This window comes from Streptomyces pyxinicus, from assembly GCF_024753135.1.
Classification (GTDB): Bacteria; Actinomycetota; Actinomycetes; order Streptomycetales; family Streptomycetaceae; genus Streptomyces; species Streptomyces pyxinicus.
Genome location: NZ_JANUGP010000002.1, coordinates 224,776 through 249,001, shown reverse-complemented (window position 1 = coordinate 249,001; position 24,226 = coordinate 224,776). Strand labels below are relative to the sequence as shown.

Sequence of the window (24,226 nt, the reverse complement as noted above, 5' to 3'; positions counted from 1 at the left end):
CCCGGAGAGCTCAGGAGATGGTGGCGTTGAAGAAGATGACGGCACCCGCGAAGGCGCCGCCGCCGTCGAGCATCGCCGCGTCGGGTCCGGATCCTGTCCGCACGGTGAGAATCGCGACCACGCTGCCGGCAAGTGTGCCGAGCAGCAGGATGAGAGCGGATCGCTGTGTGAACAAGGGATCGGGATCGTGTGGCAAGTACATGCTCCCCTACGTCGACGGCCGGACGGCGGCCCGCCGTCCGGCCGTCGATGATAAGAGAAACTACTCGCGCATGTCAAGCCCCTCGACCTAGGATTTTGAGCAGTCTGAGTCACACTTACCTCAGCGACTGTAGAAGCTTCCCGGTCTCGCTGACCGTCCAGAACCCCCAGCCGTTTCGATTGGGCTTCACGTCGGGGTTCGCTGCTTGTAGTACGGCGCTGGCCGCGCCGCTAGGGGTGCGGTAGTTCCCGGCCGCCTTGCCGCTGGTCACGGAGAGTGCTTGCGTTACGGGGTCGTATTCGCCCTCGAATCGTTCGCTGTTGTAGATGGCGTGAACCGCCACGCGCTCCCCTCTTGGTTCGGTGATACGCGCCGCGTCGGGTAGCTGAAAGTGTTCGACCAGTCTGGTGACTGCCTGGCCGGGACTCACACCCCATGCGCGCGCCAGGAGGTTGACCTGGGCGAAGGTGGCGTCCGCGACAGCGATGTTGTTGGTCATGCTGTCATCGTAGCAACGAGTGTGAGGATTTTCGAGCAATTTTGAGACTAGCGGGCTAGTCGGATTCGATCCCTCGGTGGATACGCTGCCCTCGCGCCGAATCCGTCGGTGTAGGCGAATGCGCGACGCCGCCGTCCGTGTTCACCGTCTCGATGACGGCCAGGCGCTCCGGGGTGTCCTCGGGCCTGAGGTAGCCGATGCCGACGTACAGGAGCAGGGAGACCGCGAGCGGGACCGAGACCTGGTACTGGAGTGGGACACCGCCGGCGACGCTCCAGCTGATGGGATAGTTGACCAGCCAGAAGGCGAGCAGACCGGCGGCCCAGCTGACGAGCGCGGCCGTCGGGCCGGAGCGGCGGAACGGGCGGAGCAGGCCCAGCATCATCGGGATCGCGATCGGGCCCATCAGACCGGCCACCCACTTGATGACGACCGTGATGATGTCCTTGAACGCGGGGGAGTCGACCTGGGTCGCCACCGCCATCGACAGGCCGAGGAAGACGACCGTCGTCACCCGGGCCGCGACCAGGCCCGACCGCTCACCCCAGGCCCGTGCCCGCGCGGACAGCACCGGCGCCACGTCCCGCGTGAACACCGCCGCGATCGCGTTGGCGTCGGAGGAGCACATCGCCATCGTGTGGGAGAAGAAGCCCACCACGACCAGGCCCAACAGCCCGTGCGGCAGCAGCTGTTCGGTCATCAGCGCGTAGGAGTCGGAGCCATCCGGCTGCCGCGCGCGCACCAGCAGCGGAGACATCCACATCGGGAAGAACAGCACCACCGGCCAGACCAGCCACAGCACCGCCGACAGCCGCGCGGAACGCTCCGCCTGCCGTGCGCTGCCCGTCGCCATGTAGCGCTGCGCCTGGTTGAGCATGCCGCCGTTGTACTCGAACAGCTTGATGAAGAGGAACGCGAGCAGGAACACCGTGCCGTACGGCCCCACCAGCGGCTTGCCGTGGCCGTGCAGCGCCGGCTCGTCCCAGGCACCGACGAACCCGATGCCCTTGTCGTCCAGCTTCAGCACGACCGCGACGAACATCGAGACGCCGGCCAGCAACTGGATGACGAACTGGCCGAGTTCGGTCAGCGCGTCCGCCCACAGCCCGCCGATCGTGCAGTACACGGCGGTGATCGCGCCGGTGATCAGGATGCCCTGGTCCAGGGACACGCCCGTGAACACCGACAGCAGCGTCGCGATCGCCGCCCACTTGGCGCCCACGTCCACGATCTTCAGCAGCATCCCGGACCAGGCGAGCGCCTGCTGGGTGGAGAGGTCGTAGCGGTTCTTCAGGTACTCCAGCGGGGAGGCCACGTGGAGCCGGGAGCGGAGCCGGTTGACGCGCGGCGCGAACAGCTTCGAGCCGATGGCGATGCCGAGCGCGATCGGAAAGGACCAGGTGACGAGGGAGGTGACGCCGTAGGTGTAGGCGATGCCCGCGTACCCGGTGAACATCACCGCGCTGTAGCCCGACATGTGGTGCGAGATGCCGGACAGCCACCAGGGCATCCGGCCGCCGGCCGTGAAGAAGTCGGAGACGCTGTCCACGCGCTTGTGCGACCAGACGCCGATCGCGACCATCACTCCGAAGTAGCCGATCAGCACGGCCCAGTCGAGACCGTTCATGTGTCCCCCTCAGGGTTCGCAGCCGGGTCAGGCATGTGAACTCTGGTTTCGGGGGCGGACGCACGGCAAGGACGCCGAAGGTCAAGAGGACGTAAAATCGTTCGTTGTCGTGACCTCGGTTCAGATGTGTGAACGCATCAGCGGTCCTGCCCCGGCTCCTACTTCAGCTCGTCGGGGCAGGGCGTGCCGCGCGGGAACTGGTAGGGCGCCGCCAGCCGGTAGGTACCGGAGTGGGGCGCGAGCAGCGCCGTCCACTTGTCCCCGTTGCCGTCCTCCGGCGTCTCCATCAGACAGCCGTTGACGTTGGCGTACGACTTCGCCGTGCCCGGCGCCCGGTGCTTCGAGGCCTCCGTCTCCTGCGGCGCCTTCAGGCTCTTGCCGTGCTCGTCGACGACGCTCAGCCACGGCGAGTAGGGGATGCGGATGAGGATCTTCCCGGCCTTGCGCACCCGGAGCGTCATCTCACCCTGCTCGGCCCGGTCCACCACCGCGTCCGGCTCCGCCATCGGCGCCGGATCGGTCACCTTGAACAGCTGCCAGTTCGCGTCGCCCCACACCTGCGTCAGATACGGCATCCCGCGCCGCAGCAGCTGCCGCTCGCGCACCCCGCCGTCCCCGTCCGGGTCGTCCTTCGGCAGCACCACGAAGTGCACCGCCCAGCGCTGGAGCCACTCGTGGTAGTTCGCCGAGTTGAGCGTGTCGTCGTAGAAGAGGGGGTTGCGCTCCATGTCGGCCTGCCGGTTCCAGCCCCGCGCCAGGTTCACGTACGGCGCGAGCGCGGACGCCTCCCGGTGCGAGCGCACCGGCACCACCTCGACGCGCCCCTTCTCCGCACCGGCCTTCTGGAGCTGGTTGACCAGCGGGGCGAGTTCCCGCGCCCAGGACGCGGCCGGCGTGGTGTGCACGATGTCGTCCACCGTCTTGAAGCCGATCCACCCGACGAAGCCGAGGAACGCCAGGACGGTCACGTACCACTTGCGCGACCTCGGCACGGTGTACGGCAGCGCGGCGATCAGCGTCGCCCCGGCGAACAGCATCGGCAGCCGGGATATGTTCGACCCGATCTGCGAGCTGATCAGCCACACCAGCACGACGGCCAGGCTGTAGACGCCGGCCGTGAGCCGGACGGTCACCCACTCCCTGGGCACCAGGAACAGGCACAGCAGGCCGTACAGCAGCGGCATGACCACCGAGCCGAACGTCATCGGCTGCGTGCCGGAGAACGGGAAGAGCCAGGCCGACAGCGCCACCACGGCCGTCGGCGCGAGCCCCAGCGCCCACGCGCCCGGCCGCCGCTTCTGGAGGAACAGCGCCGCCGCGACCAGGCCCACGAACAGGCCCGCGACCGGCGAGGCCATCGTGGCCAGCGCCGCCAGCGGGGCGGCGACCAGGGCCTTCGCCCAGCGCTTGTACCGCCAGCGGTGCGGCCAGCAGAAGACGGCCGCGACCGCGCCGAGCGCGAACGCCGTGCCGAGTCCGAAGGTCACCCGCCCCGACACCGCGTTGCACAGGAACGCGAGGACACCGGCCAGCGAGGCCCACAGCGGGTTGCGCACCGCCCGGCTGCGGATCAGGACCAGGGTCAGCAGGCCCGCCGACACGGTCCCGGCGATCATCATCGTCGTACGGACCCCGAGGACCGACATCAGGTACGGCGACACCACGCTGTACGACACCGGGTGCATACCGCCGTACCAGGCGAGGTTGTACGCCGAGTCGGGATGCCGGCCGACGAACTCGGCCCAGGCGTCCTGCGCCGCGAGATCGCCACCGCTGTTCGCGAACGTGAAGAACCAGATGATGTGCAGGACGCCCGCGAGGGCCGTCATCGACACCACGGGGTGCCGCAGGAGGCGCCGGCGCAGCGGTTCGGCGGCGGCGAGCAGCCGCCCGCGCCGGGTGTCCGGACGCGGGTCCGCACCGGCCGGGCGGTACTGCTCCCGGCCGGTCGCGGACAGACGTATTCGCGGGCCCGAACCCGGGCCCGGATCGGCGTCGTCGGCGCGTGTCGGCTCCGCTGTGGCCACTGAAGGCACTCCCCGTGTCCCGTCTTCTGTTCTCGGCCGCGTCCCTCGGTGTTACCGGCCGCTTCTCGTCCAGTTCGCAGCGGTTTCCCCGGACCGGCGACCTGCCCCGTTTCGTGACGCTAGCACGCACCCCGCCGACGGGCTCCCGGGTGGGGCGCCGGCGACGGGGTGCGCGGGGCGGGTGCGGTCAGCCCAGGCGGGTCAGCTTCGCGCCGAAACCGGGCTCGGCCAGATCCTTCTGGAGCGCGACCGGGACCTGCACGGCGCCGGCGGACGACCCGTCGCCCACGGTGAGCGAGCCCACCTTGGTGCCGGCCTTCGCGGTGTGCGGCACCGCGTCGGCCTTGAACGACAGCTTCACCTTCAGCCCGGACCAGCCGGCCGCCGTCACGTCCTTCGTCGCCACGACCGGGGTACGGCCGCCCAGACCGTCGTCCACGTAACCGACGACCTCGCCCTTCTTCAGGATCGTCGCCGACTTCAACGCGCCCTGCGCGGTTCGGATCAGCTTGTCGCTGTGGTCCAGGGCGGCGCTGAGGATGGTGTTCTCCGGGCCGCCCGCCGGCTGGCGCAGCACCGCGCCGATCACGGTCCGCGTCTCCCCGCCGACCTGCTGCTTCGCCGCGAAGACCAGGTTGCCGAGGGCGGAGGTGGTGGTGCCGGTCTTGATGCCGACGACGTTGTTGTGGCCGACGAGCTGGTTCCAGTTGGAGTGGTTGACACCCTTGTAGTCGTCGTACGACATCATCGCCGCCACCTCGCGGAAGGCGGGCTTCGTCATCGCGGCCTTGGCCAGCTTCACCTGGTCCACGGCCGTGGAGACGGTGGTGTCGTGCAGGCCCGAGGGGTCGGTGTACGTCGTGTTCGTCATGCCGAGGCTCTTGGCGGTGGCGTTCATCTTCGACACGAACGCCTTCTCCGAGCCGGCGTCCCAGCGGGCGAGGAGGCGGGCGATGTTGTTCGCGGAGGCGATCAGGATGCTCTCCAGCGCCTCGCGCTGGCTGACCGAGTCACCGGCGGTGACGGGGACCGTCGACTCCTGACCCGCGTCCGCCTGCTGCTCGGCGGCCTTGTCGATCTTTATCTTCGGCCCCTTGGCGCCGCTCTTCAGCGGGTGGTCGCGCAGGATGATGTACGCGGTCATCACCTTGGCGACACTGGCGATCGGCACGGACTTCTGCGCCCCGGAGGAGCCGAAGCTGCCGATGCCCTGCACGTCGAGCGCGGCCTGCCCGTCGGCGGGCCACGGGACGTCGATCTTGCCGCCCGGGAAGGTGTAGGTCTCCTTCGCGGTCAGGTCGAGGGTCGGCGCCGGGAGGGGACGCAGGGTCTGTACGACCGCGAAGACGATCACCAGCAGCAGGACCAGGGGCGTCCAGATCTTGACCCGCCGCACGAGGGTCCGGACCGGCGTCTCCGGGGGCGGCGGCGTGTTCGTCAGCTCCGCCAGCAGATCCAGCGGCGGCTTGGGCGGCAACGGCTGCTGCGTCGTCCACTCCGGGCCGACCTGCGGGATGGCGGTGGTCGCGGTGGCGGTGGCGGGCGCGTCGGCGGCGGGCTCGGCTTGCGGCTTCTCGCCCGGCTTCGTCTGCGGCTTGGCGCCGGACTTGGCGTCGCGCTTCGGGTCGGACTTGACGCCGGGCTTCGGGTCGGACTTCGGGTCGGGCTTGGCGCCGGGCTTCGGGTCCGGCTTCGCCGGGGGGCGCATGTCGTTCTTCAGCGCGACGAACTTGCTGGTGCGCTCGGCTTCCGACTCGGGCGCCTCGGGCGTCTCGGGCGCCTTCGGGGCGTCGCCGCCCAGCTTCAGCATGGTGGTGGGCTGATCGACACCGGTGCCGCCGCTCTTGGGCGGTACGGCCTTGAAGACGGCGGTGGGCTGATCGACGGGGGTGTCGGGGGTGTCGGGGGCCTCGGGGGTGGCGTCAGCGGCCTCCGCGGCAGCGGCAACCTCGTCCGAGTCGGCCTCGGCGCCTTGGGTGCCGGGCTTGGCGTCCTCCGCGTCCGGCTTGGCCGTACCGGCGCCGGGCTTGGCGTTCTCGGGCTCGGGGTCGGCGTCCTCCGCGTCGGGCTCGGCCGTACCGGTGCCGGGCTTGGCGTTCTCGGGCTCCGGGTTGGCGTCCTCCGCGTCGGGCTCGGCCGTACCGGTGCCGGGCTTGGCGTTCTCGGGCTCCGGGTTGGCGTCCTCCGCGTCGGGCTCGGCCGTACTGGCGCCGGGCTTCGCGTCCCGCGCGTCCGGCTTCGCCGTACCGGCGTCGGCCTCAGCCACCCGGTCCTCGGCTGCGGCCGCGCCGGCGGCCTTCGCGGCGAGACCGGCGGCCCCCTTCCCCTCCGCGGCGGGCTTTGCACCCGCGTCCGCGTCGGACTCGTCAGCCTTCGCCTTCGCCTCCGCCGCAGGCTCCGCGCCCGTCTCCGCGTCGGCACGGCGCCCGGTGTCCGCCTGGGACTCGGCCCCCGCTGGGGACTCGGCACCGGCCTCGGGCTTGCCGTCCGCCTCGGCTTCGGCGCTGGCGTCGTCGTCAGCGTCGGTGTCGCTCACGCCCTCGGCGTCCGCGGCAGCACCCGCACCCGCACCCGAACCCGCGTCCTTCTCGCCGGGACCCCTTTCCCCGTCACCGGAGCCGGAATTCCCGTCGGAATCCGCGCCGGAATCCCCGTCGGAGTCCGCCCCCCGCACCCACGCCGAGACCGCGTCGCGCAGCGCGGCGTCCTCGCGAGGGGTGTCCGTGGACGCCTGCTCCCGGTCGGCGCCCCGCAGGGACAAGACCCGGGTGGCCGTGTCCGACGCGGCGCCGGCGGCATCCGCGGAATCCTTCTCGCGGGACACCCCGAGACGGGGATCGCGTGCCTCGGGAACCGAACCACCGCTCCCCGACGTCGCTTCCGCCGACGACTCGCGCTGCTTGGACCTGTCGGGGGACTCGCCCGCCACCGATGCCTCCTCCATGCGCCGCGCGCGTCTCCGCGCGCCCTGTCCGAACCATGTACCAGTGTCCTGTGTGGGGGCTTGGCCCCCGTGGTAGACGAGAACGACATACCTACCGGTTCCCTCACGAACCGGTCACGTGCCCTCGACAGACCAATGTGAGAGGGGTCACCCTGTCATTCATCCACGCGGGGAGGCATGGATGGGCAGGAGCCGCAGAACACTTCCGGAGGAGCTGCTGTTGCTCGCACTGGACCCGACCACGGGTACCACTGCGCAGCCGCAGTCGCTCGACCTCGGTCTGGCCGGTGCACAGCTAGTGGAGCTGGCGCTGGCCGGACGGATAGCCCCAGACGGGGATCGTATCGCCGTGGTGGTGCCACGGCCGACAGGAGATCCGACACTGGACTGCGCGTTGGAGTTGCTGCGAAGGCGCGGCGCTCCGGTACGGGCCGTCCACTGGATCGGCGGACCCCGGCTGGGGCTCCGTCAGACCTACCTCTCGCACCTGGAGCGGTGCGGCATGGTGCATGCCGTGGCCGGCCAGATGTGCGGGGTGCTGCCGACGACGCGCTACCAGGCGACGGACAACGAGATCAGCCGGGAGATCCGTGCTCGGCTGGACTCGGCGATCCGCACCGGCGTACCGCCGGACCCGCGGACCGCCGCGCTCGCCGCCCTGGCGCACGCCGTCGGCCTCGGCAAGCATCTCTACCCCGGCAACGAGGGTCGTTCGTCCAGGTCCCGGCTGCGGGACCTGATCCGGCACGACCCGATGGGCGGGCTCGTCGCGCACGCCGTGATGGACGTCCAGAACGGCGCGGGCGCTCAGGCCCGGCGGGGCGGTGCCCCGGCGGGCCGGCCGGCCGCGGCCGGATCCAGGCCGGTGACGGAACCCGCGCGCGGGGTCCCGATGCAGCCGCACCACGGGTCCATGGCACGCGCCGTGGCCCACTGAGCCGCAACCCCGTCTCACCGGGGCCCGGTTCGCACAGACCCGGTACGGGAGCCGCCGGTCGAGCGGGGTAGCGGGATCATCATGATCCCGCTACCCCGCTCGACCTGTTCCCCGAACCGCTTCTCGACCTGTTTCCGAACCGAGGGGTACGCGCCGCCGCATATCCACGGTTTGCCAGCGGTGATGAGCATCTTGGTGGCAGTCTGCTCAACAGCAGATACGCAAAGTGCCAAGTAACAGGCAGGCAGCCGGAGGTGCACGTCCCGTGGCGTCCAGTGTCAATCCCACCGTCAGGCGGCGCCGACTGGGCCAGGAGCTGCGCAGGCTCCGCGAGCTCAAGGGCATGACGGCCGAAGAGGTCGCGGAGCGACTGCTCGTGTCGCAGTCGAAGATCAGCCGGCTGGAGAACGGCCGCAGAAGCATCAGTCAGCGCGACGTACGCGATCTCTGCGGGGTGTACGAGGTCGAGGACCAGCGCATCGTCGACTCGCTGATGGAGATGGCCCGCGACTCGCGCCAGCAGGGCTGGTGGCACACGTTCGGCGACATCCCGTACAGCGTCTACATCGGTCTGGAGACCGACGCGGAGTCGCTGCGGGTGTACGAACCCCAGTTGGTCACCGGGTTGTTGCAGACACCTGCCTACGCGGAGGCGTTGGTGCGGGGCGCGTTGCCGGAGACGTCGACGGCGGAGATCGAGAAGCGGGTGCGGGTGCGCATGCGGCGGCAGGAGCGCATCACCGCCGAGACCAACCCGCTGCGGCTGTGGGTGGTGCTGGACGAGGCGGCGCTGTGCCGGGTCGTGGGCAGCAAGCTGGTGATGCGCGAGCAGTTGGAGCACCTCATCGAGATGTCCCAGCTGCCGCACGTGACCGTACAGGTGCTGCCCTTCGAGGCGGGCGCGCATCCGGGCCTCAACGGCCAGTACGCGATCCTGGAGTTCACGGACGCGGCCGACTCCAGCGTCGTCTACCTGGAGGGCGTCACCAGCGACCTGTACCTGGAGAAGGCGCCGGACGTGCAGAGGTACGCCGTGATGTACGAGCATCTGCGGGCACAGTCCCTCAATGTGGAGCAATCCCGGCATGTCATCGCAGAAGCGGCCAAAGCCTACGCGGAATGAACTCCCGTCGCAGAGGGCGCCGGATCGTACACCGCCGGTCCACTCCATTGGAAGGCTCACCTGGAATATGCCATCCGGTCGAGTGAACGGCCGCCCCACCCAGCGCAGTTGACCGGTAGCGTCGATCACGCCAGCCAGTCGGTGAAGGTTGGCGTGAACCGCACTACCGCAACTCGCAACAGGAGTGGACATGGCACTGATTCAGGGCGCTTCGCAGACGTGGATGAAGTCTTCCTACTCCGCGGGCAACGGCGCCTGCGTCGAGGTCAAGTCACCCACCGACGCCGGACTCGCCGTGCGTGACTCGAAGGTCGTCGAGGGCCCGGCCCTGGCCTTCCCGGCCGGCGCGTGGAACGCCTTCGTCGCGTCGGTCAAGGCGTAAGGGGCCCGCACCGGCCCCCGCTAGACACGCCGGCCGGACCGGTCCGGCCACCACAACTGCACAAGCACCACCAGGAGAGCCCTCTCGACCAGACGCCGTCCTTGCCGAGAGGGCTCACCCTGTCTACGGCCGCGAGGCCGAGCGCACGGGGAACGCGACGTCACACACCGGGTCCTGGGCCCCGGCCGCCTCCCAGTCCGCGAAGTACACCTCCCGGCAGGGCCCGGCCACCTCCAGCCCCTCCGCGGCGACCCACTGCTCCACCGCCTCGAAGGCGGCCAGGATCTGCGGATGCGCCACCTGCGCCTTGGTGATCCGGGTGTAAGCGAGCCGCACCGCCGGCTCGACCCGCACCGCCGACTCCCAGGCCCGTCCGACCCGCGCCGCCCACTCCCGGGCCGCCGCCTCGTCGGCCACCGGCACACAGGACTCGGTCGGCCCGTCGCTCTCCGTCGACACCTCGGAGTGGTAGACGACGAACGGCGCTCCCGCGACACCCCCGCACTCGCGGGCCGCCTCCTCCAGCCGCCCGAGGGAGGCACCGATCCAGGCCGGCAACTCGTCCGCCAGCGTGTGCCGCGACTCGGTGATCACCACCCGCGCCGGCACATCCACGATCCCGACCACGAACTTCTCGTACATCTCGGAGCTCCTCCCCGACAGTCGTCCACGGAGGTACTCGGCGAGGGTCCGCTGCCCGGCGACCCGGGCCTCCACGTCCGCCCAGTAGCCGGCGAGCCGCTCGGCGGCCTCGGGACCCTCCGCCCCGAGCACCTCGGCGACCCGGCCGAGCGGCATGTCCAACTGCCGCAGCAGGGCCACCAGCCGGGCCCGCTCGACCTGCTCGGCGCGGTAGTAGCGGTAACCGCTGACCTCGTCGACGTACGCCGGCGCCAGCAGGCCCAGCCGGTCGTACAGCCGCAGCGCCTTGGCCGACAACCGGGCCCGCGCGGCGAACGCGCCGATGGTGAGCAGCTCCTCGCGCACGACGCCCTCCTCCGTCACCGGACGGCCCTTCCGCCCGGCACGAAGGACGCTCCCCTCTGCCCCAGGGGCAAGGTCAACCACTACCGAGCGAGCTGCGCCTCGATCGCACCGACGACCTCGTCCGACTCGGGCTCGGTCCGCGGCGAGAACCGCCCGACGACGGCGCCGTCCCGCCCGACGAGGAACTTCTCGAAGTTCCACCGGATGTCACCGCTGTGCCCCTCGGCGTCGGCGACCCCGACGAGCCGCTCGTACAGCGGGTGCCGTCCCTCGCCGTTCACCTCCACCTTCTCGGTGAGCGGGAAGGTCACGCCGTACGTCGCCGAGCAGAACTCGGCGATCTCCTCGGCACTGCCCGGCTCCTGCCCGAGGAACTGGTTGCAGGGCACACCCAGCACGGTGAACCCCTGCCCCGCGTACCGCTCCTGGAGCTTCTCCAGCCCCGCGTACTGCGGGGTCAGCCCGCACTGGGAGGCCACGTTCACGATGAGCACGACCTTGCCCGCGTACTGCCCCAGCTCCGCGGCCCCACCTTTCAGGGCCCCGATCTCGGTGTTCAGCACGGACTCGTTCAGATCAGCAGACGTCATGCCCGGATGCTAGCCCCGCCACCCCACCGACACGGCAGAGGGCCCGGGGATCACTCCCCGGGCCCTCACCCTGTGCACTCGGCAGGATTCGAACCTGCAACCTTCTGATCCGTAGTCAGATGCTCTATCCGTTGAGCTACGAGTGCCTGCTCACGCCAACACACGAAACCTTACATGACGCACCGCGACGCACAGGCGGCCGGCCACCCCCGCCCGCCTGTACACCCTCAGGACGACGCGACCACCAGCTGAGCCCCCAGCCACACCAGTACACAGTGCAGCGGAAGACAGGTCGACCAGCCCGAGGCATTACGCGGCCCGTACCGGACGACTTGCACCCAGCCCACCACCGCGAGCAACGCGGCAAGCCCCCAGAGCACCCAGGCCGCCATGAGCCAGGGAGTGGAGAGACCGGTGAGAATGCGGATCAGGGCCGCCGGGACCAGCACCAGCAGGGGCATACCCCAGGTGCCCTCGGTCACTCTGCCCTGCGCGTCTTCGACTTGTTCGTTCACCATGCGCTTCCTTGCGGCCGTCCAGCCCGCTGAACGGTAGCGAACCCGCTGCCGCCCGCGGACCGGACGAACCCGTCACCGGATCAGTGGTTGAAGTGCGACCAGATGTCGTACAACGTCAGACCGGGCGAAGCCAGAAGAAGCACGCCCCGGTCGCGGCCGACCGCCCGCGTCGACGTCAAAGGCCCCGGACCGTGATCGGTCCGGGGCCTTTGCGCTGGTGCCCCCGGCAGGATTCGAACCTGCGACACCCGCTTTAGGAGAGCGGTGCTCTATCCCCTGAGCTACGAAGGCGGGGCCTCGCGGGAGACGCTGGTGAATACCCTCTGTGACTATCCACTCGCGCTACTGCAAGGATCGGGTCCGCCACTCAGGGCGGACCTTGACAGGGTAGCGGATCAGGGACGGGCCGTGGGGCGGCCTGTGGCTGCGCGACGGTCGGGAGCGGATCCACGGGCCTTGTTGCGCGGGCAAGGCGGCGGACCGCGTTCGCCGACTGAGCGGACGACCGCTTGCCCCAGCCTGGACGGGAGGACAGTTGTGATCGAGTACGGTCATCGGCATCGCCCCGCCCCAAGTGGTCGGATGCCGACAACTCGTCTGCCGCCTCAGGTTCTTGCACGGCCGTGCTGGTGATCGCCAAGGTGTGCGACAGCCGTCGAAGGCTTGGAGGAGGCCCCAGCAACGGCTGTCAGGGAAGGGAATCGGTTGGACAGCTTCCTGGCTGCCGCGGAGCGGAAGCGGGGTGAGGTCGGGTAACTGGTCGGGCGGAGGCATGAGGTGACCGCCGACGAGCAGATCGCGTAACTTCTCGCGAAGCTCCCGTCACCTTCGCCACGGTCCGGCCCTCCGGGGAGGACGAGGAAGACCCCGGGCGCCCGGCTCGGCTGAACGCTCGGAGAGCCCGGGGCGGCGTGCCCTCAACTCCGTGTGATCCGCACCCGGTAGTCCCCCTCCCCCTCCACCCCCACCACCTTCACCGTGATCCCGTGCCGGGGGTCCCGGAAGGTCTCGCCGGGGGAGAAGGGCGCGTCGGAGAGTTCCGCCTGGACGTTGGGGTTGCGGGTGCAGCCGCCGGTGTCGCGGTGGCTGTCGTAGACCTTGACCGGGCCGCGGCCGGTGTCGACCGTGGCGTCGACCTTGTAGACGAGGATGCCCGGGCGGCAGACGGACTCGTCGTTGCCGCCCTGGGCGCGCAGTTCGAGGGCGTAGGCGGTGCGGGTGTCGACGGGGACGAGGATCAGCTTGCCGCCGCCCGGTCGGTAGAGGGGGGAGAGGACGTAGTCCACCGTGCCCCGGGTCGCCGCGCAGCCGACCTGGCTGCCGTCCAGCCAGCCCAGCTTCCACTTGTGCCAGCCGAGCAGATCGTTGTTGGCCCCCCAGTCCTCGCTCATGATGTCCCAGTGCCCGACCGCGCCCCCGCCCTCCTGGGTGTAGAGGTCGGGCAGGCCGAAGGTGTGGCCGTTCTCATGGGGGAGTACCCGGTAGCCGGTGCGGGAGTAGGTGCCGGAGCCGTCGTCCTGGCGGGAGTAGACGAAGGACGCGTTGGCGACGGGCACCCCATCGGCGACCGGGGCGTCCGTGTTGCCGGCGAAGGTCACCGAGAGCACGGTGTCCAGGGCGGAGGGGCCGGCGTTCGGAGTGACCAGGACGTTGAGGAGGTCGTAGGAGCTGAAGTCGACCTTCGGGTCGGCGGCGGTCACGATGTCCTGCACCAGGTCCCGGTAGCCGGGGTCGAAGGGGGCGCCGCGCTCGATGCCGTACTCCTCGAAGGACTTCGGCATCCGCAGCCAGCCGGTGATCGGGGTCTCGGGGCGGTAGTCGAGCCGGCCGTACGACGCGTTGCGGAACCACTCCTGGGTCTGCGGGAAGAACTCGTGGAAGCGGTCCATGGCGCTGCCCCTGCCGGGCGCGTCGGAGAAGTCGATCATCAGGGTCAGGGCGTGGACGGTGCCGGTGGAGCGGGAGTAGCCGCGCGGGGTGGGCAGGCCCTCGGTCATCTGGACGTCGAGGCCGCTGCGGATCATGCAGGGGGAGAGGGCGGAGGGGCGGGTCAGACCGGTCGGCCCGGCGGTGGTGCGCGCCGTCGGTGGTCCGGTCCCGGCCGAGGTGCCGACCGCGAGGGTCAGCGCGGTCACGGCGGCGAGAGCGGCCACCCGGCGCGGGCGTATGCGGCGGCGGGGCGGGCGCGGGCGTATGCGGCGGCGGAGCGAGTGCCGTGACTGCGGGCGTATGCGGCGGCGAGGCGACTGCGGCTGCATGCATGGACCTCTCGCTCCACGGCAGCCGCCGTCTCCGGCTGCACCCTTGCGATCACCCTGTGTCGACGGGGTGGCGGGCGCGCGCTGGCGGAGCCGAACGTGCGAAGGGCGGCCCGCAAGGGGGTGAAACCCGAGGGAGAGTGAGTGTGGTTCAGGTCACAGTGATTCTTTGCCGGGACGGGAAATAAGCGGGGACCGTTTCCCCGTTTGGATCAGTGTCCGCGTGAAACGGGGAGCAGTTCCCCGGATCACCCTCCACCTCTTCAAGGAGTACGCCGTGCCGACCGCGACCTCCCCCGCGCAGCGCAAGGTGACCCGGCCCCGGGCCGACGCCGTGCGCAACCGGGAGCGGATCGTCAGCGCCGCCCGGGAGATGTTCGTCGAGCACGGCCCGGACGTGCCGCTCGACGAGATCGCCCGCCGGGCCGGCGTCGGCAACGCCACGGTGTACCGCAACTTCCCCGACCGCGAGGCGCTCGTCCGCGAGGTCGTCTGCTCGGTCATGGACCGCACCGCCGAGGCGGCCGAGGCGGCCCTCACCGAGACCGGGGACGCGTTCGCCGCCCTGGAGCGCTTCGTGCACGCCGCCGCCGACGACCGGATCAGCGCGCTGTGCCCGATGATCTCCGAGACCTTCGACCAGCACCACCCGGACCTGGTGGCCTCCCGCGAGCGCGTCGAGCGGCTCGTCGAGGAGGTCATGGACCGGGCCAGGGCCGCCGGGCAGCTCCGGGCGGACGTCGGCGTCGGCGACCTGATGATCGTCGTGGCCCAGCTCAGCCGGCCGCCGGCCGGTACGGACTGTCTGCGCGGCGACCGTTTCGTGCACCGGCACCTTCAACTCTTCCTCGACGGCCTGCGGGCACCCGCCCGCTCCGCACTGCCGGGCACGGCCGTCACGATCAAGGAGCTGCGCCCGTCCTGACCGCACCCTGACCAGCGGCGACCGCCGCGGCCCGCAGCTCCCTCCACCTCGTAGCACGCCCTCAGCGCACTGTTAGTACGCCGTTTTCTCGACCAGTACGCCGTTTTCTCGACATTTTTCCGTCACGAAGTCCCGAAGTGGGTATCCCCATGTCCGAAACAGCCCTCAAGGCTCCCGGCGTCGCCGCCGCACCGGCCGGCGACGCCAACCGCTGGAAGGCGCTCGTCTTCATCGCGCTCGCCCAGCTGATGGTCGTCCTGGACGCCACCATCGTGAACATCGCCCTGCCCTCCGCCCAGCAGGACCTCGGCATATCCGACGGCAACCGGCAGTGGGTCGTCACGGCCTACGCCCTCGCCTTCGGCGGTCTGCTGCTGTTCGGCGGCCGTATCGCCGACCTGTGGGGCCGTAAGCGCGCCTTCCTACTCGGCCTGGCCGGCTTCGCCGCCGCCTCCGCGCTCGGCGGCGCCGCCACCACCGGCTCGATGATGTTCGGCGCCCGCGCCCTCCAGGGCGTCTTCGGCGCTCTGCTCGCGCCGGCCGCGCTCTCCCTGCTGGCCGTGATGTTCACCGACGCCAAGGAGCGTGCCAAGGCGTTCGGCATCTACGGCGCGATCGCCGGCGGTGGCGGTGCCGTGGGCCTCATCCTCGGCGGCTTCCTCACCGAGTACCTGGACTGGCGCTGGACCTTCTTCGTCAACGTCCCCTTCGCCGTCGTCGCCGCCCTCGGCGCCTGGTTCGTCATCCGTGAGCCGGAGGGCGGCCGCAACCGCTCCCCGCTCGACATCCCCGGCGTGATCCTCTCCACCCTCGGCCTGGTCTCGCTGGTCTACGGCTTCACCCGCGCCGAGTCCGACGGCTGGAGCGACGCGGTCACCGTGTCGATGTTCGTCGCCTCCGCCGTGCTGCTGGTCGTGTTCGTGCTGGTGGAGTCCCGGGTCAAGGCCCCGCTGCTGCCGCTGCGCGTGGTGACCGACCGCAACCGCGGCGGTATCTACCTCTCGCTCGGCCTCGCGATCATCGGCATGTTCGGTCTGTTCCTGTTCCTGACCTACTACCTCCAGATCGTGAAGGGCTACTCGCCGGTCAAGACCGGTTTCGCCTTCCTGCCGATGGTGGCCGGCATGATCACCGGCTCCACCCAGATCGGCGCCCGCCTCATGACCCGGGTCCGGGCCCGCTTCCTGATGGGCCCCGGCTTCCTGGTCGCCGGCATCGGCATGCTGCTGCTGACCCAGCTGGAGATCGGCTCCTCGTACACCACCACGCTGCTGCCCGCGATGGTGCTGCTCGGCCTCGGCATGGGTACGGCGTTCATGCCGGCCATGTCGCTGGCCACCCAGGGCGTCGAGCCCCGGGACGCCGGTGTCGCCTCCGCGATGGTCAACACCTCGCAGCAGGTGGGCGGCGCGATCGGCACCGCCCTGCTGAACACCATCGCCGCCTCGGCGCAGACGTCGTACATCAAGGACCACATCGCCGGTGCCACCGCCAAGCCGCAGCTGCAGCTGGTGCAGCTCCAGGGCATGGTGCACGGCTACAGCTCGGCCATCTGGTTCGCCGTCGGCATCCTGGCGCTCGCCTCGCTGATCGCCTTCACCTTCGTCAACGCCGGGCGGCCGGGCAGCGGTCCGGCCGTGACCTCGGGCGAGGGCGTCGAGGACGAGCTGCCGGTGCCGGTGGTCGCCCACTGAGCGCCCGTACGGTGACCTGCCCGGGGCCCTAGGCCCTGTCGTCAAACTCCCGCCTGCTCCGCGACGCCATGCACGCACTCTCGCCGCACCGGGCCCTGACCCAAGTACGTCCAGTACGAGGGTCAGGGCCCGGCACGCCGAGAGCACGCACCTGACGCCGCGAAGCCCGCCCTCCGGGCGAACGGCGGGAGTTTGACGACAGGACCTAGCGGAGCCAGGGCAGGTCGGCACCCGCTTCATCGGGCTGGAGGCCCTCGGCGACGATCTCCATGATCTCGCCGAGGGCCTTCTGCTGTCCGGGGCTGAGCCGGTCGAACAGCGCCTGCCGTACGGCGGTCACATGGCCCGGCGCGGTACGGCCCAGCACCGCCACGCCCTCCTCGGTGAGCACCGCGAACTGGCCGCGCTTGTCGGAGGGGCAGTCCTCGCGGCGCACCCAGCCGTTCTTCTCCAGGCGGGCGATGGCGTGCGACAGCCGGGAGCGGGTGATCTTCGCCTTCATCGCCAGCTCGGTCATCCGCAGCCGGCGGCGCGGTGCCTCGCCGAGGCTCACCAGGAGGCCGTAGTAGATGTGCGGCATGCCCGCGTCGCGCTGCAACTGCCGGTCGAGATGGTCCTCCAGCAGCGTGGTGGCGTGCAGGTACGCGCGCCAGACGCGCTGTTCCTCGTCGGTGAGCCAGCGGTGTTCCGCGGCCGGGTCGGGTGCCGTGTTCATGCTGTCCACTGTACGAGGCGTCTCCTTGAAACTTGAACAAGTCGGGCGTAGGGTCCGGATGAAAGCTTGAGAGTTAAAGCAGTTACAGCAGTCCGCCTCGCCGGGAGCCGCTTCATGACCGTCACCCCCGCCGCCGCGTCCGCCGCGTCCGCCGCGTCCGCCGAATCGGCCGGATCCGCCGTTTCCGTCGAGTCGGCGGAGTCCGCCGCCGAGGCCGCCGCGCCCGTCACCCCGGAGCGCATGCCCGCCCTGTACCTCAGTCACGGCGCGCCCCCGCTCGCCGACGACCCCGTCTGGCCCGGCCAGCTCGCCGCCTGGTCCGCCGCCCTGCCCCGGCCCCGGGCCGTCCTCATCGTCTCCGCCCACTGGGAGGAGGCCCCGCTCGCCCTCGGCGCGGTCATGCCCGTCCCGCTCGTGTACGACTTCTGGGGCTTCCCCGAGCACTACTACCGGGTCCGCTACGACGCCCCGGGCGCGCCGGAGCTGGCCGAGTCCGTCCGCAAGCTGCTGCGCGCCCCCGGCACCCCCGTCCAGGACATGCCCGACCGCGGCCTGGACCATGGCGCCTACGTCCCCCTCGTCGAGATGTTCCCGGCCGCCGACATACCCGTCCTCCAGATCTCCATGCCCACCCTCGACCCGGTCCGCCTGATGGACATCGGCCGCAGGCTCGCCCCGCTGCGCGACGAGGGCGTGCTGATCATCGGCTCCGGCTTCTTCACCCACAACCTCGCCGCCCTCCGCCACACCGGCCCCGGCGTGCCCGGCTGGTCCGCCGAGTTCGACGACTGGGGACGGCGCGCCCTGGAGGCCCGCGACTGGGACGCCCTGCTCGACTTCCTCCACAAGGCCCCGGCCGGCCGCTACGCCCACCCGCGCACCGAGCACTTCGCCCCGCTCTTCGTCACCATGGGCGCCGCGGAGGCGGGCGGCGAGCCGGCCGCGCAGAAGTCGGTGATCGACGGGTTCTGGATGGGCATGGCGAAGCGGTCGGTGCAGTTCGGGTAAGGGCTGTACGCGCGTACGGGTAAGGGCTGGGTGTGGCGTACCCCTGATTCGGCTGTGAGTCCGAGACCGGGTGCGGGCCCGTGGCAACCTTCGGCCGGTGCGGGCCGTCTTCCGGGTGGGAGGGCGGCCGAAGCCGGCGCTCTCCCGGAGTGAGGACCGCTGCGCCGAACGTGACGGCCGTCTCACGCACACAGAGGTCGCGGGGGTCGCGGAGGCCGGTGAGGGCCTGGAGATCACCCTCCACTCGCCGCCTGACCTGCACCTCTGTGAGTGCCGACGCCCTCTCGCCTCCCGGCGTGGCCGACAGGGTACTGCATGATCAGAAAAATCGGGGGGCGGGTTGGGAATTCTGTCCTGATTCCAGTCGTTGTTCCCCACGGATGCAGGGCACCCGGAGAGGGTCCGCAAGACAGAACTCCGGAGTGCCGAGCGTTCAGGAACACCCGCCAGCCCACCATCGCAAGGGAGCAAGCATGGCAACCCGTGCCGTCGCCCGTCGTCAGTCCGCCACCGGCGAGACGGCCGACTCGGCAAGCAGTGTTCGCGCCCATGGCGGCGAGATCGCCGACCGCGATCTGGTCGGTATGTACCTCGACGAGATCGCGCGCACGCCGCTGCTCGACGCCGCGAAGGAGGTCGAGCTGTCCCAGACCATCGAGGCGGGGGTGTTCGCACAGCAGGTCCTCGACGGCGAGGAGGCGTCCAAGTCCGACGCCACCCGCGAGGAGCTGGAGGCGCTGGTCGCCGCCGGCGAGCGGGCCAAGGACGTCTTCATCCGCTCCAACCTCCGGCTGGTCGTCGCGGTCGCCCGGCGTTACCCGCGCAGCGGTCTGCCTCTGCTCGACCTGATCCAGGAGGGCAACGCCGGCCTGGTGCGCGCCGTCGAGAAGTTCGACTACCGCAAGGGCTTCAAGTTCTCGACCTACGCCACCTGGTGGATCCGTCAGGCCATCACCCGCTCCATAGCCGACCAGTCCCGCACGATCCGGCTCCCCGTCCACCTGGTGGAGGAGCTGGGCCGCATCCGCCGTGTGCAGCGCGAGTTCAACCGCGAGAACGGCCGCGACCCGGAGCCCGCGGAGATCGCCACGGAGCTGGGTTCGACACCGGAGCGCGTCATCGACGTCCTCGACTGGGCCCGCGACCCCGTCTCGCTGAACATGTCGGTGGACGACGAGGGCGAGACCCAGTTCGGCGACCTGCTGGAGGACACCTCCGCTGTCTCCCCCGAGCAGTCGGTCCTCACCCTGCTGCGCAGCGAGGAACTGGACGACCTGATCGGCCGCCTCGACCAGCGCACGGCCTCCATCATCAAGATGCGCTACGGCATCGAGGACGGCCGCGAGCGCACCCTGACCGAGGTCGGCAAGGAGCACGGTCTGACCCGCGAGCGCATCCGCCAGATCGAGAAGCACGCCCTGCTGGAGCTGAAGAAGCTCGCCCGGGACACCGGGTTCGACGCGGCGGCGTGATGCCGGGCGGGGCGGAGCGGGACGGGGCGGCCGAGGTCGGGCCGGGAGTGACGGAGTGACGGAGTGACCCTGACGGTCGCTCGGCGCGGCACCCCGGTTGGCCGGGTCGACCCGGTCGACCCGGCCGTCTCGGCGGGGTGGCACCGGCGAGGCGTCCGGCACGCGCGATGCGTACGCCCGGTGGCGAAAGACGGCGCAAACATGGCGCAGTCCGATCGCTTCAAGTTCCGACCCTCAGGGAACAACCTCTGCGGGCCCCGCATCGGGCCCACCGGAACCACCCCCCAGCCCGGCGCACCCCCCGCGCCGGTCCACGCGAACCACGTCCCGACGCAATCCCCCCGGCGCCGGGACCTCCCAGAGCCGGGCTTCGGCGCCTAACCCCCCCAGGCGTCGGGGCCCGGCTTTTTCCCTTCCTGAGGGCCGACGAGCCGGCTGGTGCAACGCGACCGGCGACCCACCCCGTACCTGAACCCCGGGGTGGACCGCCGGATGGCAGATTCTGCCACATGGGCATAGCCTGCCGAGATGAGCACGACCCGCAACAGCCCTCACCAGCCGTTTTCCGCCTCGGCGCCGGTGTCCCTCACCGAACGCCGCAAGGCCGAGACCCGGATGGTGATCGCCCGGGCAGCGGCTGGTCTGTTCGTCCACCAGGGCCTGCGGGCCACCCGCGCCGAGGACATCGCCCAGGCGGCGGGCATCGCCCCGCGCACCTTCTACCGCTACTTCGCCACCAAGGAAGAGGCGGTGGCCCCCCTCTACGCGGCCGGCGCCCAGCGCTGGGCCGAAGCCGTCCGCGCCGCCCCGGCGCATCTCGGCATCCCCGAGGCACTCGAACACGCCGTCCGCCACATGCTGAGCCCCGGAGTGGGTGTCTCCGCCTCGTCCTGGGAGTGGGTCCGCACGCTGATCCGCCTGGCCGACACCAGCCCCGCCCTGCGCAAGGTCTGGGCAGAGGTCTGCCAGGCCTCGGAGGCGGCACTGGCGGAAACCCTGGCGGAGCGGCTGGCCAAGTCCCACGACACTGGCGGGCCTGAGAGCGACGCCGGGCCTGGCGGCGACGCTGGGCCTGACGGTGGCGCGGCGCCTGACGGCGACGCCGGGCGGGACGGTGGCGCGGCGCCTGACGGTGGCGCCGAGCCTCAGGGCGTCGCCGAGCCTCACGGAAACGCCGGTTCTCAGGGCGCCACCGGTCCTCAGGGCGCCACCGAGCCTCAGGGCGCCACCGAGCCTCACCGAGACGCCGAGCCTCAGGGCGCCACCGAGCCTCACCGCGGCTCAGAAGGTGACCCGCCGGTCGATCCGCCGGGAAATCCCCGGAGCGGCGGCTCGCAGGACGGCTCCGACAACGTTGCCTCCGCCTCCCCGAGCGCCCCCGCCGTCGGCGAACTCACTCCGGCCCTCCGTTTCGCCGCGGCCGTGGCCGGCGCCGCCGTCCGCGTGGCCGTGGAGTCCTGGGCCGCGACCACGGCTGCGCCCACCGGTCCGGCCGGCCCCGGAGCCCTGGCCCTGCACAACCTGCGCGCCCTGCGGGACTTCGACTGGGAGGACACGCGGAGCACAGCGTCTGTGGAGGAAACCGAACGCTAGCCGCCCCCTCCAGGGAACTCATCCGTCGCCGCACGGCTCAGCCGGCCTCCCAACTCACGCACGGACGCGACCAGTTCCGGGGGCTCCCTGACCGCGAACTCACACCCCACCATCACCATCCGCACCGCCAGCCACTCGACGGGGTCGCCGGTCGAGCCCCGTAGCACGCAGCCGCCCCGCCCGTCGTCCTCGGGCGTCCCGGCCCAGGCCGGGACCTTCGCGGCGACCTCCGCAGCCGGCGCGGCGAACCGCACCTCGTACGCGTACGTCTCCTGCCGCCCGTTGATGGACTGCCGCAGATACTCGGCGGCGCTGCCGGTGGGCGGCTCTCGCGGCTCGAACCGCACTCCGGTGGCGAACGGCGCGCTCACCCGGTCCACCCGGAACGTACGCCAGTCGGCCCGGTCGAGGTCGTACGCCACCAGGTACCAGCGCCGGCCGGTCGAGACCAGCCGGTGCGGCTCGGTCAGCCGGCGCGACTCACCGCCGTCCTTGTCGCGGTAGGCGAACCGCAGCCGCTCGTGGCCCGCCACCGTCGAGGCCATCACGGTCAGCGTCTCCGGCGCGATGCTCGGCCCGTCCCCGCTGGTCAACGGCGTGGTCGCCGCCTGCAGCGTGGCCACCCGATGCCGCAGCCGGGACGGCAGCACCTGCTCCAGCTTGGCCAGGGCGCGCACCGACGCCTCGTCCACGCCTTCCACCGCGTGCCCGGCGCCCGCCCGCAGCCCGACCGCGATCGCCACCGCCTCCTCGTCGTCCAGCACCAGTGGCGGCATCGCCTTGCCCGCCACCAGCCGGTACCCTCCGTCCGCTCCCTTCGTCGCCTGTACCGGATAGCCGAGTTCACGCAGCCGGTCGATGTCCCGCCGCACGGTACGGCGCGACACCCCCAGCCGGCCGGCCAGCTCACCGCCCGGCCACTCCCGGGGGGTCTGGAGAAGCGAGAGGAGCTGCAACAGCCGCGCCGGTGTGTCTGTCGTCATGCGTCCGAGCATGACGCACCACTAGGCCACGATCTGACCTAATGCGGTCCTACCTTCCTCTCATGACCGACAACGACCGTGACGCCCTCAAGGGATCCGCCGCCGCGACGCTCGTCCCCGCCCCCGACCGCACCCGCTGGCTGGCCCTGGCCATCGTCATGACCGCCGCCTTCATGGACCTGGTCGACGTGACGATCGTCAATATCGCCCTCCCCTCCATCCAGCGTGACGACCATGCCTCGGTCAGCCAGATCCAGTGGATAACCGCCGGCTACGCCCTCGCCTTCGCCGCGGGTCTGATCACCGGCGGCCGGCTCGGCGACATCCATGGGCGCCGCCGTCTCTTCCTGATCGGCATCGGCGGATTCACGCTCGCCTCCGCGCTGTGCGGCTTCGCCGCCAACCCGGAGATGCTGGTCGCCTCGCGCATCCTGCAGGGCGGTATGGCGGCGATGATGGTGCCGCAGGTGCTGTCGATCGTGCATGCCACCTTCCCCGCACACGAACGCGGCAAGGTCTTCGGGCTGTTCGGGGCGATCGTCGGTCTGGGCGCGGTCTCCGGTCCGCTGCTCGGCGCGCTGCTGACCGAGTGGAACCTCTTCGGCCTCGAATGGCGGCCCATCTTCCTCATCAACCTCCCCGTCGGTGTCCTCGCCTGGCTGCTCGGCCGCCGCTTCATCACCGAGTCCAGGGCCCCCAAGGCACTCAAGCTGGACCTGGTCGGCGTCGCCCTGGTCTCGCTCGGCCTGCTGATGCTGCTCTACCCGCTCGCCCGCGGCCGCGAGCTGGGCTGGCCGCTGTGGGGATACCTCTGCATGGCCGGTGCGTTCGTCGTCTTCGTCGCGCTGCTGTCGTACGAGAAACGGAAGGCGGCGAGGGACGGTTCCCCGCTCATCGAGTTGTCCCTCTTCCAGGTGAAGAGCTTCGCCGCGGGCATCGCCGTCCAGACTGTCTTCGGCGTCGCGCTCGGCATCTTCTTCCTGGTCTGGACGCTGTACATGCAGATCGGCCTCGGCTGGAGCCCGCTGCGCGCCGGCCTGACGGGCGTACCGTTCTCGCTCGCGGTGTCCACGGCGGCCGGGCTGTCGGTGCAGCAACTGGTCCCGCGCTTCGGCCGCAAGGTGCTCCAGGCCGGCGCGCTGGTGATGGGCACGGGTGTCCTGCTCTACCTGTGGGAGGCCCACCGCTACGGACTCGCCATCGCGCCCTGGCAGATGGCCCTGCCGCTGGTCGTGATGGGCGCCGGCATGGGGCTGATCGTCGCCCCGCTGACCGACGCGGTGCTCTCCGAGGTGCCGCGCGAACACGCCGGTTCCGCGTCCGGACTGATCAACACCGTGCAGCAGATGGGCAACGCGCTCGGACTCGGCCTGGTCTCGGTCCTCTTCTTCGGGGAGATCCCCGCCCGGCTGACCCGGGAACAGACCGGCCCGGCCTTCGTGCACGCCTTCCAGCACGCGCTGTGGTGGGTGGCCGGGGTCATGGCCGTGATCTTCCTGCTCATGTCCGCCCTGCCGAAGCGCCCCGCCCAGCACGTGGAGGGCGCGGCCGGCACCGGTACGGAAGCGGCGCCGGAGAAGGAGGGGGAGCGGGAGGGCGAGCTGGTGCACTGAGCGGCTGCGTCGTCTCGGCGAACGGGCTGGTGCGGGCGGGCACCGGGCCGTTTTGCTGTCGCCCACTGGGGTCCGTTCGTGCCCGAATGTGACCCGAACCTGTTTACTTCTCCGAGATCCCGACGTAGC

The 24,226-nt window shown here is 70.9% G+C and carries 19 protein-coding genes, 2 tRNA genes and 1 pseudogene; 9 read left to right on the top strand and 13 right to left on the bottom strand.

The genetic code is table 11. The features are described from left to right. Positions 1 to 10: 10 nt before the first annotated feature. The 5 genes from NX794_RS03635 to NX794_RS03615 form a co-directional block, all read right to left on the bottom strand. Positions 11 to 175 (bottom strand): hypothetical protein, encoded by a 165-nt coding sequence (locus tag NX794_RS03635; protein WP_258776642.1) that lies wholly within the window; start codon positions 173 to 175, stop codon positions 11 to 13. A gap of 142 nt (positions 176 to 317) precedes the next feature. After that, positions 318 to 701, bottom strand: coding sequence for a hypothetical protein (locus tag NX794_RS03630; protein ID WP_258776640.1), 384 nt, complete (start codon positions 699 to 701; stop codon positions 318 to 320). 55 nt (positions 702 to 756) lie between these two features. Beyond that, the gene (locus tag NX794_RS03625) at positions 757 to 2,328 is read right to left on the bottom strand and encodes a sodium:solute symporter family protein (protein WP_258776639.1); all 1,572 of its coding nucleotides are present in this window, start codon (positions 2,326 to 2,328) and stop codon (positions 757 to 759) included. Positions 2,329 to 2,486: 158 nt separating this feature from the next. Beyond that, the gene (locus NX794_RS03620; protein WP_258776638.1) at positions 2,487 to 4,355 is read right to left on the bottom strand and encodes an MFS transporter; all 1,869 of its coding nucleotides are present in this window, start codon (positions 4,353 to 4,355) and stop codon (positions 2,487 to 2,489) included. Between the two features lie 187 nt (positions 4,356 to 4,542). Next, positions 4,543 to 7,299 (bottom strand): D-alanyl-D-alanine carboxypeptidase, encoded by a 2,757-nt coding sequence (locus NX794_RS03615; protein ID WP_258776637.1) that lies wholly within the window; start codon positions 7,297 to 7,299, stop codon positions 4,543 to 4,545. 181 nt (positions 7,300 to 7,480) lie between these two features. Here NX794_RS03615 and NX794_RS03610 point away from each other — a divergent pair, with 181 nt between their 5' ends. The 3 genes from NX794_RS03610 (at position 7,481) to NX794_RS03600 (ending at position 9,741) form a co-directional block, all read left to right on the top strand. Beyond that, complete coding sequence (locus tag NX794_RS03610; RefSeq protein WP_258776636.1) at positions 7,481 to 8,236, top strand: GOLPH3/VPS74 family protein; 756 nt, start codon at positions 7,481 to 7,483, stop codon at positions 8,234 to 8,236. A gap of 265 nt (positions 8,237 to 8,501) precedes the next feature. Continuing rightward, entirely contained in the window at positions 8,502 to 9,359 is an 858-nt protein-coding gene (locus NX794_RS03605) for a helix-turn-helix domain-containing protein (RefSeq protein WP_258776635.1), read from the top strand. 190 nt (positions 9,360 to 9,549) lie between these two features. Further along, positions 9,550 to 9,741, top strand: a complete 192-nt coding sequence (locus NX794_RS03600) for a DUF397 domain-containing protein (RefSeq protein WP_258776634.1) — start codon at positions 9,550 to 9,552, stop codon at positions 9,739 to 9,741. A 123-nt stretch (positions 9,742 to 9,864) separates the two neighbouring features. Here NX794_RS03600 and NX794_RS03595 read toward each other — a convergent pair whose 3' ends face one another. The 6 genes from NX794_RS03595 to NX794_RS03570 form a co-directional block, all read right to left on the bottom strand. Then, on the bottom strand, positions 9,865 to 10,746 hold the full coding sequence (locus tag NX794_RS03595) for a MerR family transcriptional regulator (RefSeq protein WP_258776633.1): 882 nt from the start codon (positions 10,744 to 10,746) through the stop codon (positions 9,865 to 9,867). Positions 10,747 to 10,808: 62 nt separating this feature from the next. After that, positions 10,809 to 11,318 (bottom strand): glutathione peroxidase, encoded by a 510-nt coding sequence (locus tag NX794_RS03590; RefSeq protein ID WP_258776632.1) that lies wholly within the window; start codon positions 11,316 to 11,318, stop codon positions 10,809 to 10,811. Positions 11,319 to 11,391: 73 nt separating this feature from the next. Next, positions 11,392 to 11,464: transfer RNA gene (locus NX794_RS03585), tRNA-Arg, on the bottom strand. Positions 11,465 to 11,545: 81 nt separating this feature from the next. After that, positions 11,546 to 11,836: a hypothetical protein gene (locus NX794_RS03580; RefSeq protein ID WP_258776631.1), complete on the bottom strand. Its 291-nt coding sequence runs from the start codon at positions 11,834 to 11,836 to the stop codon at positions 11,546 to 11,548. Positions 11,837 to 12,051: 215 nt separating this feature from the next. Further along, positions 12,052 to 12,127: transfer RNA gene (locus NX794_RS03575), tRNA-Arg, on the bottom strand. 626 nt (positions 12,128 to 12,753) lie between these two features. Further along, a complete protein-coding gene (locus tag NX794_RS03570) occupies positions 12,754 to 13,989 on the bottom strand; it encodes a M6 family metalloprotease domain-containing protein (protein WP_258776628.1) in 1,236 nt (411 codons plus the stop codon). Positions 13,990 to 14,371: 382 nt separating this feature from the next. Here NX794_RS03570 and NX794_RS03565 point away from each other — a divergent pair, with 382 nt between their 5' ends. Next, entirely contained in the window at positions 14,372 to 15,019 is a 648-nt protein-coding gene (locus NX794_RS03565) for a TetR/AcrR family transcriptional regulator (protein ID WP_258776626.1), read from the top strand. A gap of 149 nt (positions 15,020 to 15,168) precedes the next feature. Next, positions 15,169 to 16,713: an MFS transporter gene (locus NX794_RS03560; RefSeq protein ID WP_258776625.1), complete on the top strand. Its 1,545-nt coding sequence runs from the start codon at positions 15,169 to 15,171 to the stop codon at positions 16,711 to 16,713. A 205-nt stretch (positions 16,714 to 16,918) separates the two neighbouring features. On the opposite strand, the gene NX794_RS03555 is transcribed toward NX794_RS03560, so the two are convergent. After that, the gene (locus NX794_RS03555; protein WP_258776624.1) at positions 16,919 to 17,428 is read right to left on the bottom strand and encodes a MarR family winged helix-turn-helix transcriptional regulator; all 510 of its coding nucleotides are present in this window, start codon (positions 17,426 to 17,428) and stop codon (positions 16,919 to 16,921) included. A gap of 240 nt (positions 17,429 to 17,668) precedes the next feature. Between NX794_RS03555 and NX794_RS03550 the strand changes: the two genes are divergently transcribed. From NX794_RS03550 to NX794_RS03535, 3 genes and pseudogenes are all read left to right on the top strand, one after another. Next, a complete protein-coding gene (locus NX794_RS03550; protein ID WP_258776969.1) occupies positions 17,669 to 18,436 on the top strand; it encodes a dioxygenase family protein in 768 nt (255 codons plus the stop codon). A 473-nt stretch (positions 18,437 to 18,909) separates the two neighbouring features. Continuing rightward, positions 18,910 to 19,908, top strand: a complete 999-nt coding sequence (locus tag NX794_RS03540; protein WP_258776622.1) for a sigma-70 family RNA polymerase sigma factor — start codon at positions 18,910 to 18,912, stop codon at positions 19,906 to 19,908. A 615-nt stretch (positions 19,909 to 20,523) separates the two neighbouring features. Next, positions 20,524 to 20,923, top strand: a pseudogene (locus NX794_RS03535) (TetR/AcrR family transcriptional regulator); the annotation flags it as partial. Between the two features lie 574 nt (positions 20,924 to 21,497). Here the strand turns inward: NX794_RS03535 and NX794_RS03525 are convergent. Then, on the bottom strand, positions 21,498 to 22,484 hold the full coding sequence (locus NX794_RS03525; RefSeq protein ID WP_258776619.1) for a helix-turn-helix transcriptional regulator: 987 nt from the start codon (positions 22,482 to 22,484) through the stop codon (positions 21,498 to 21,500). Positions 22,485 to 22,546: 62 nt separating this feature from the next. Here NX794_RS03525 and NX794_RS03520 point away from each other — a divergent pair, with 62 nt between their 5' ends. Next, positions 22,547 to 24,097 (top strand): MFS transporter, encoded by a 1,551-nt coding sequence (locus NX794_RS03520; protein WP_258776618.1) that lies wholly within the window; start codon positions 22,547 to 22,549, stop codon positions 24,095 to 24,097. Positions 24,098 to 24,226 lie beyond the last annotated feature (129 nt).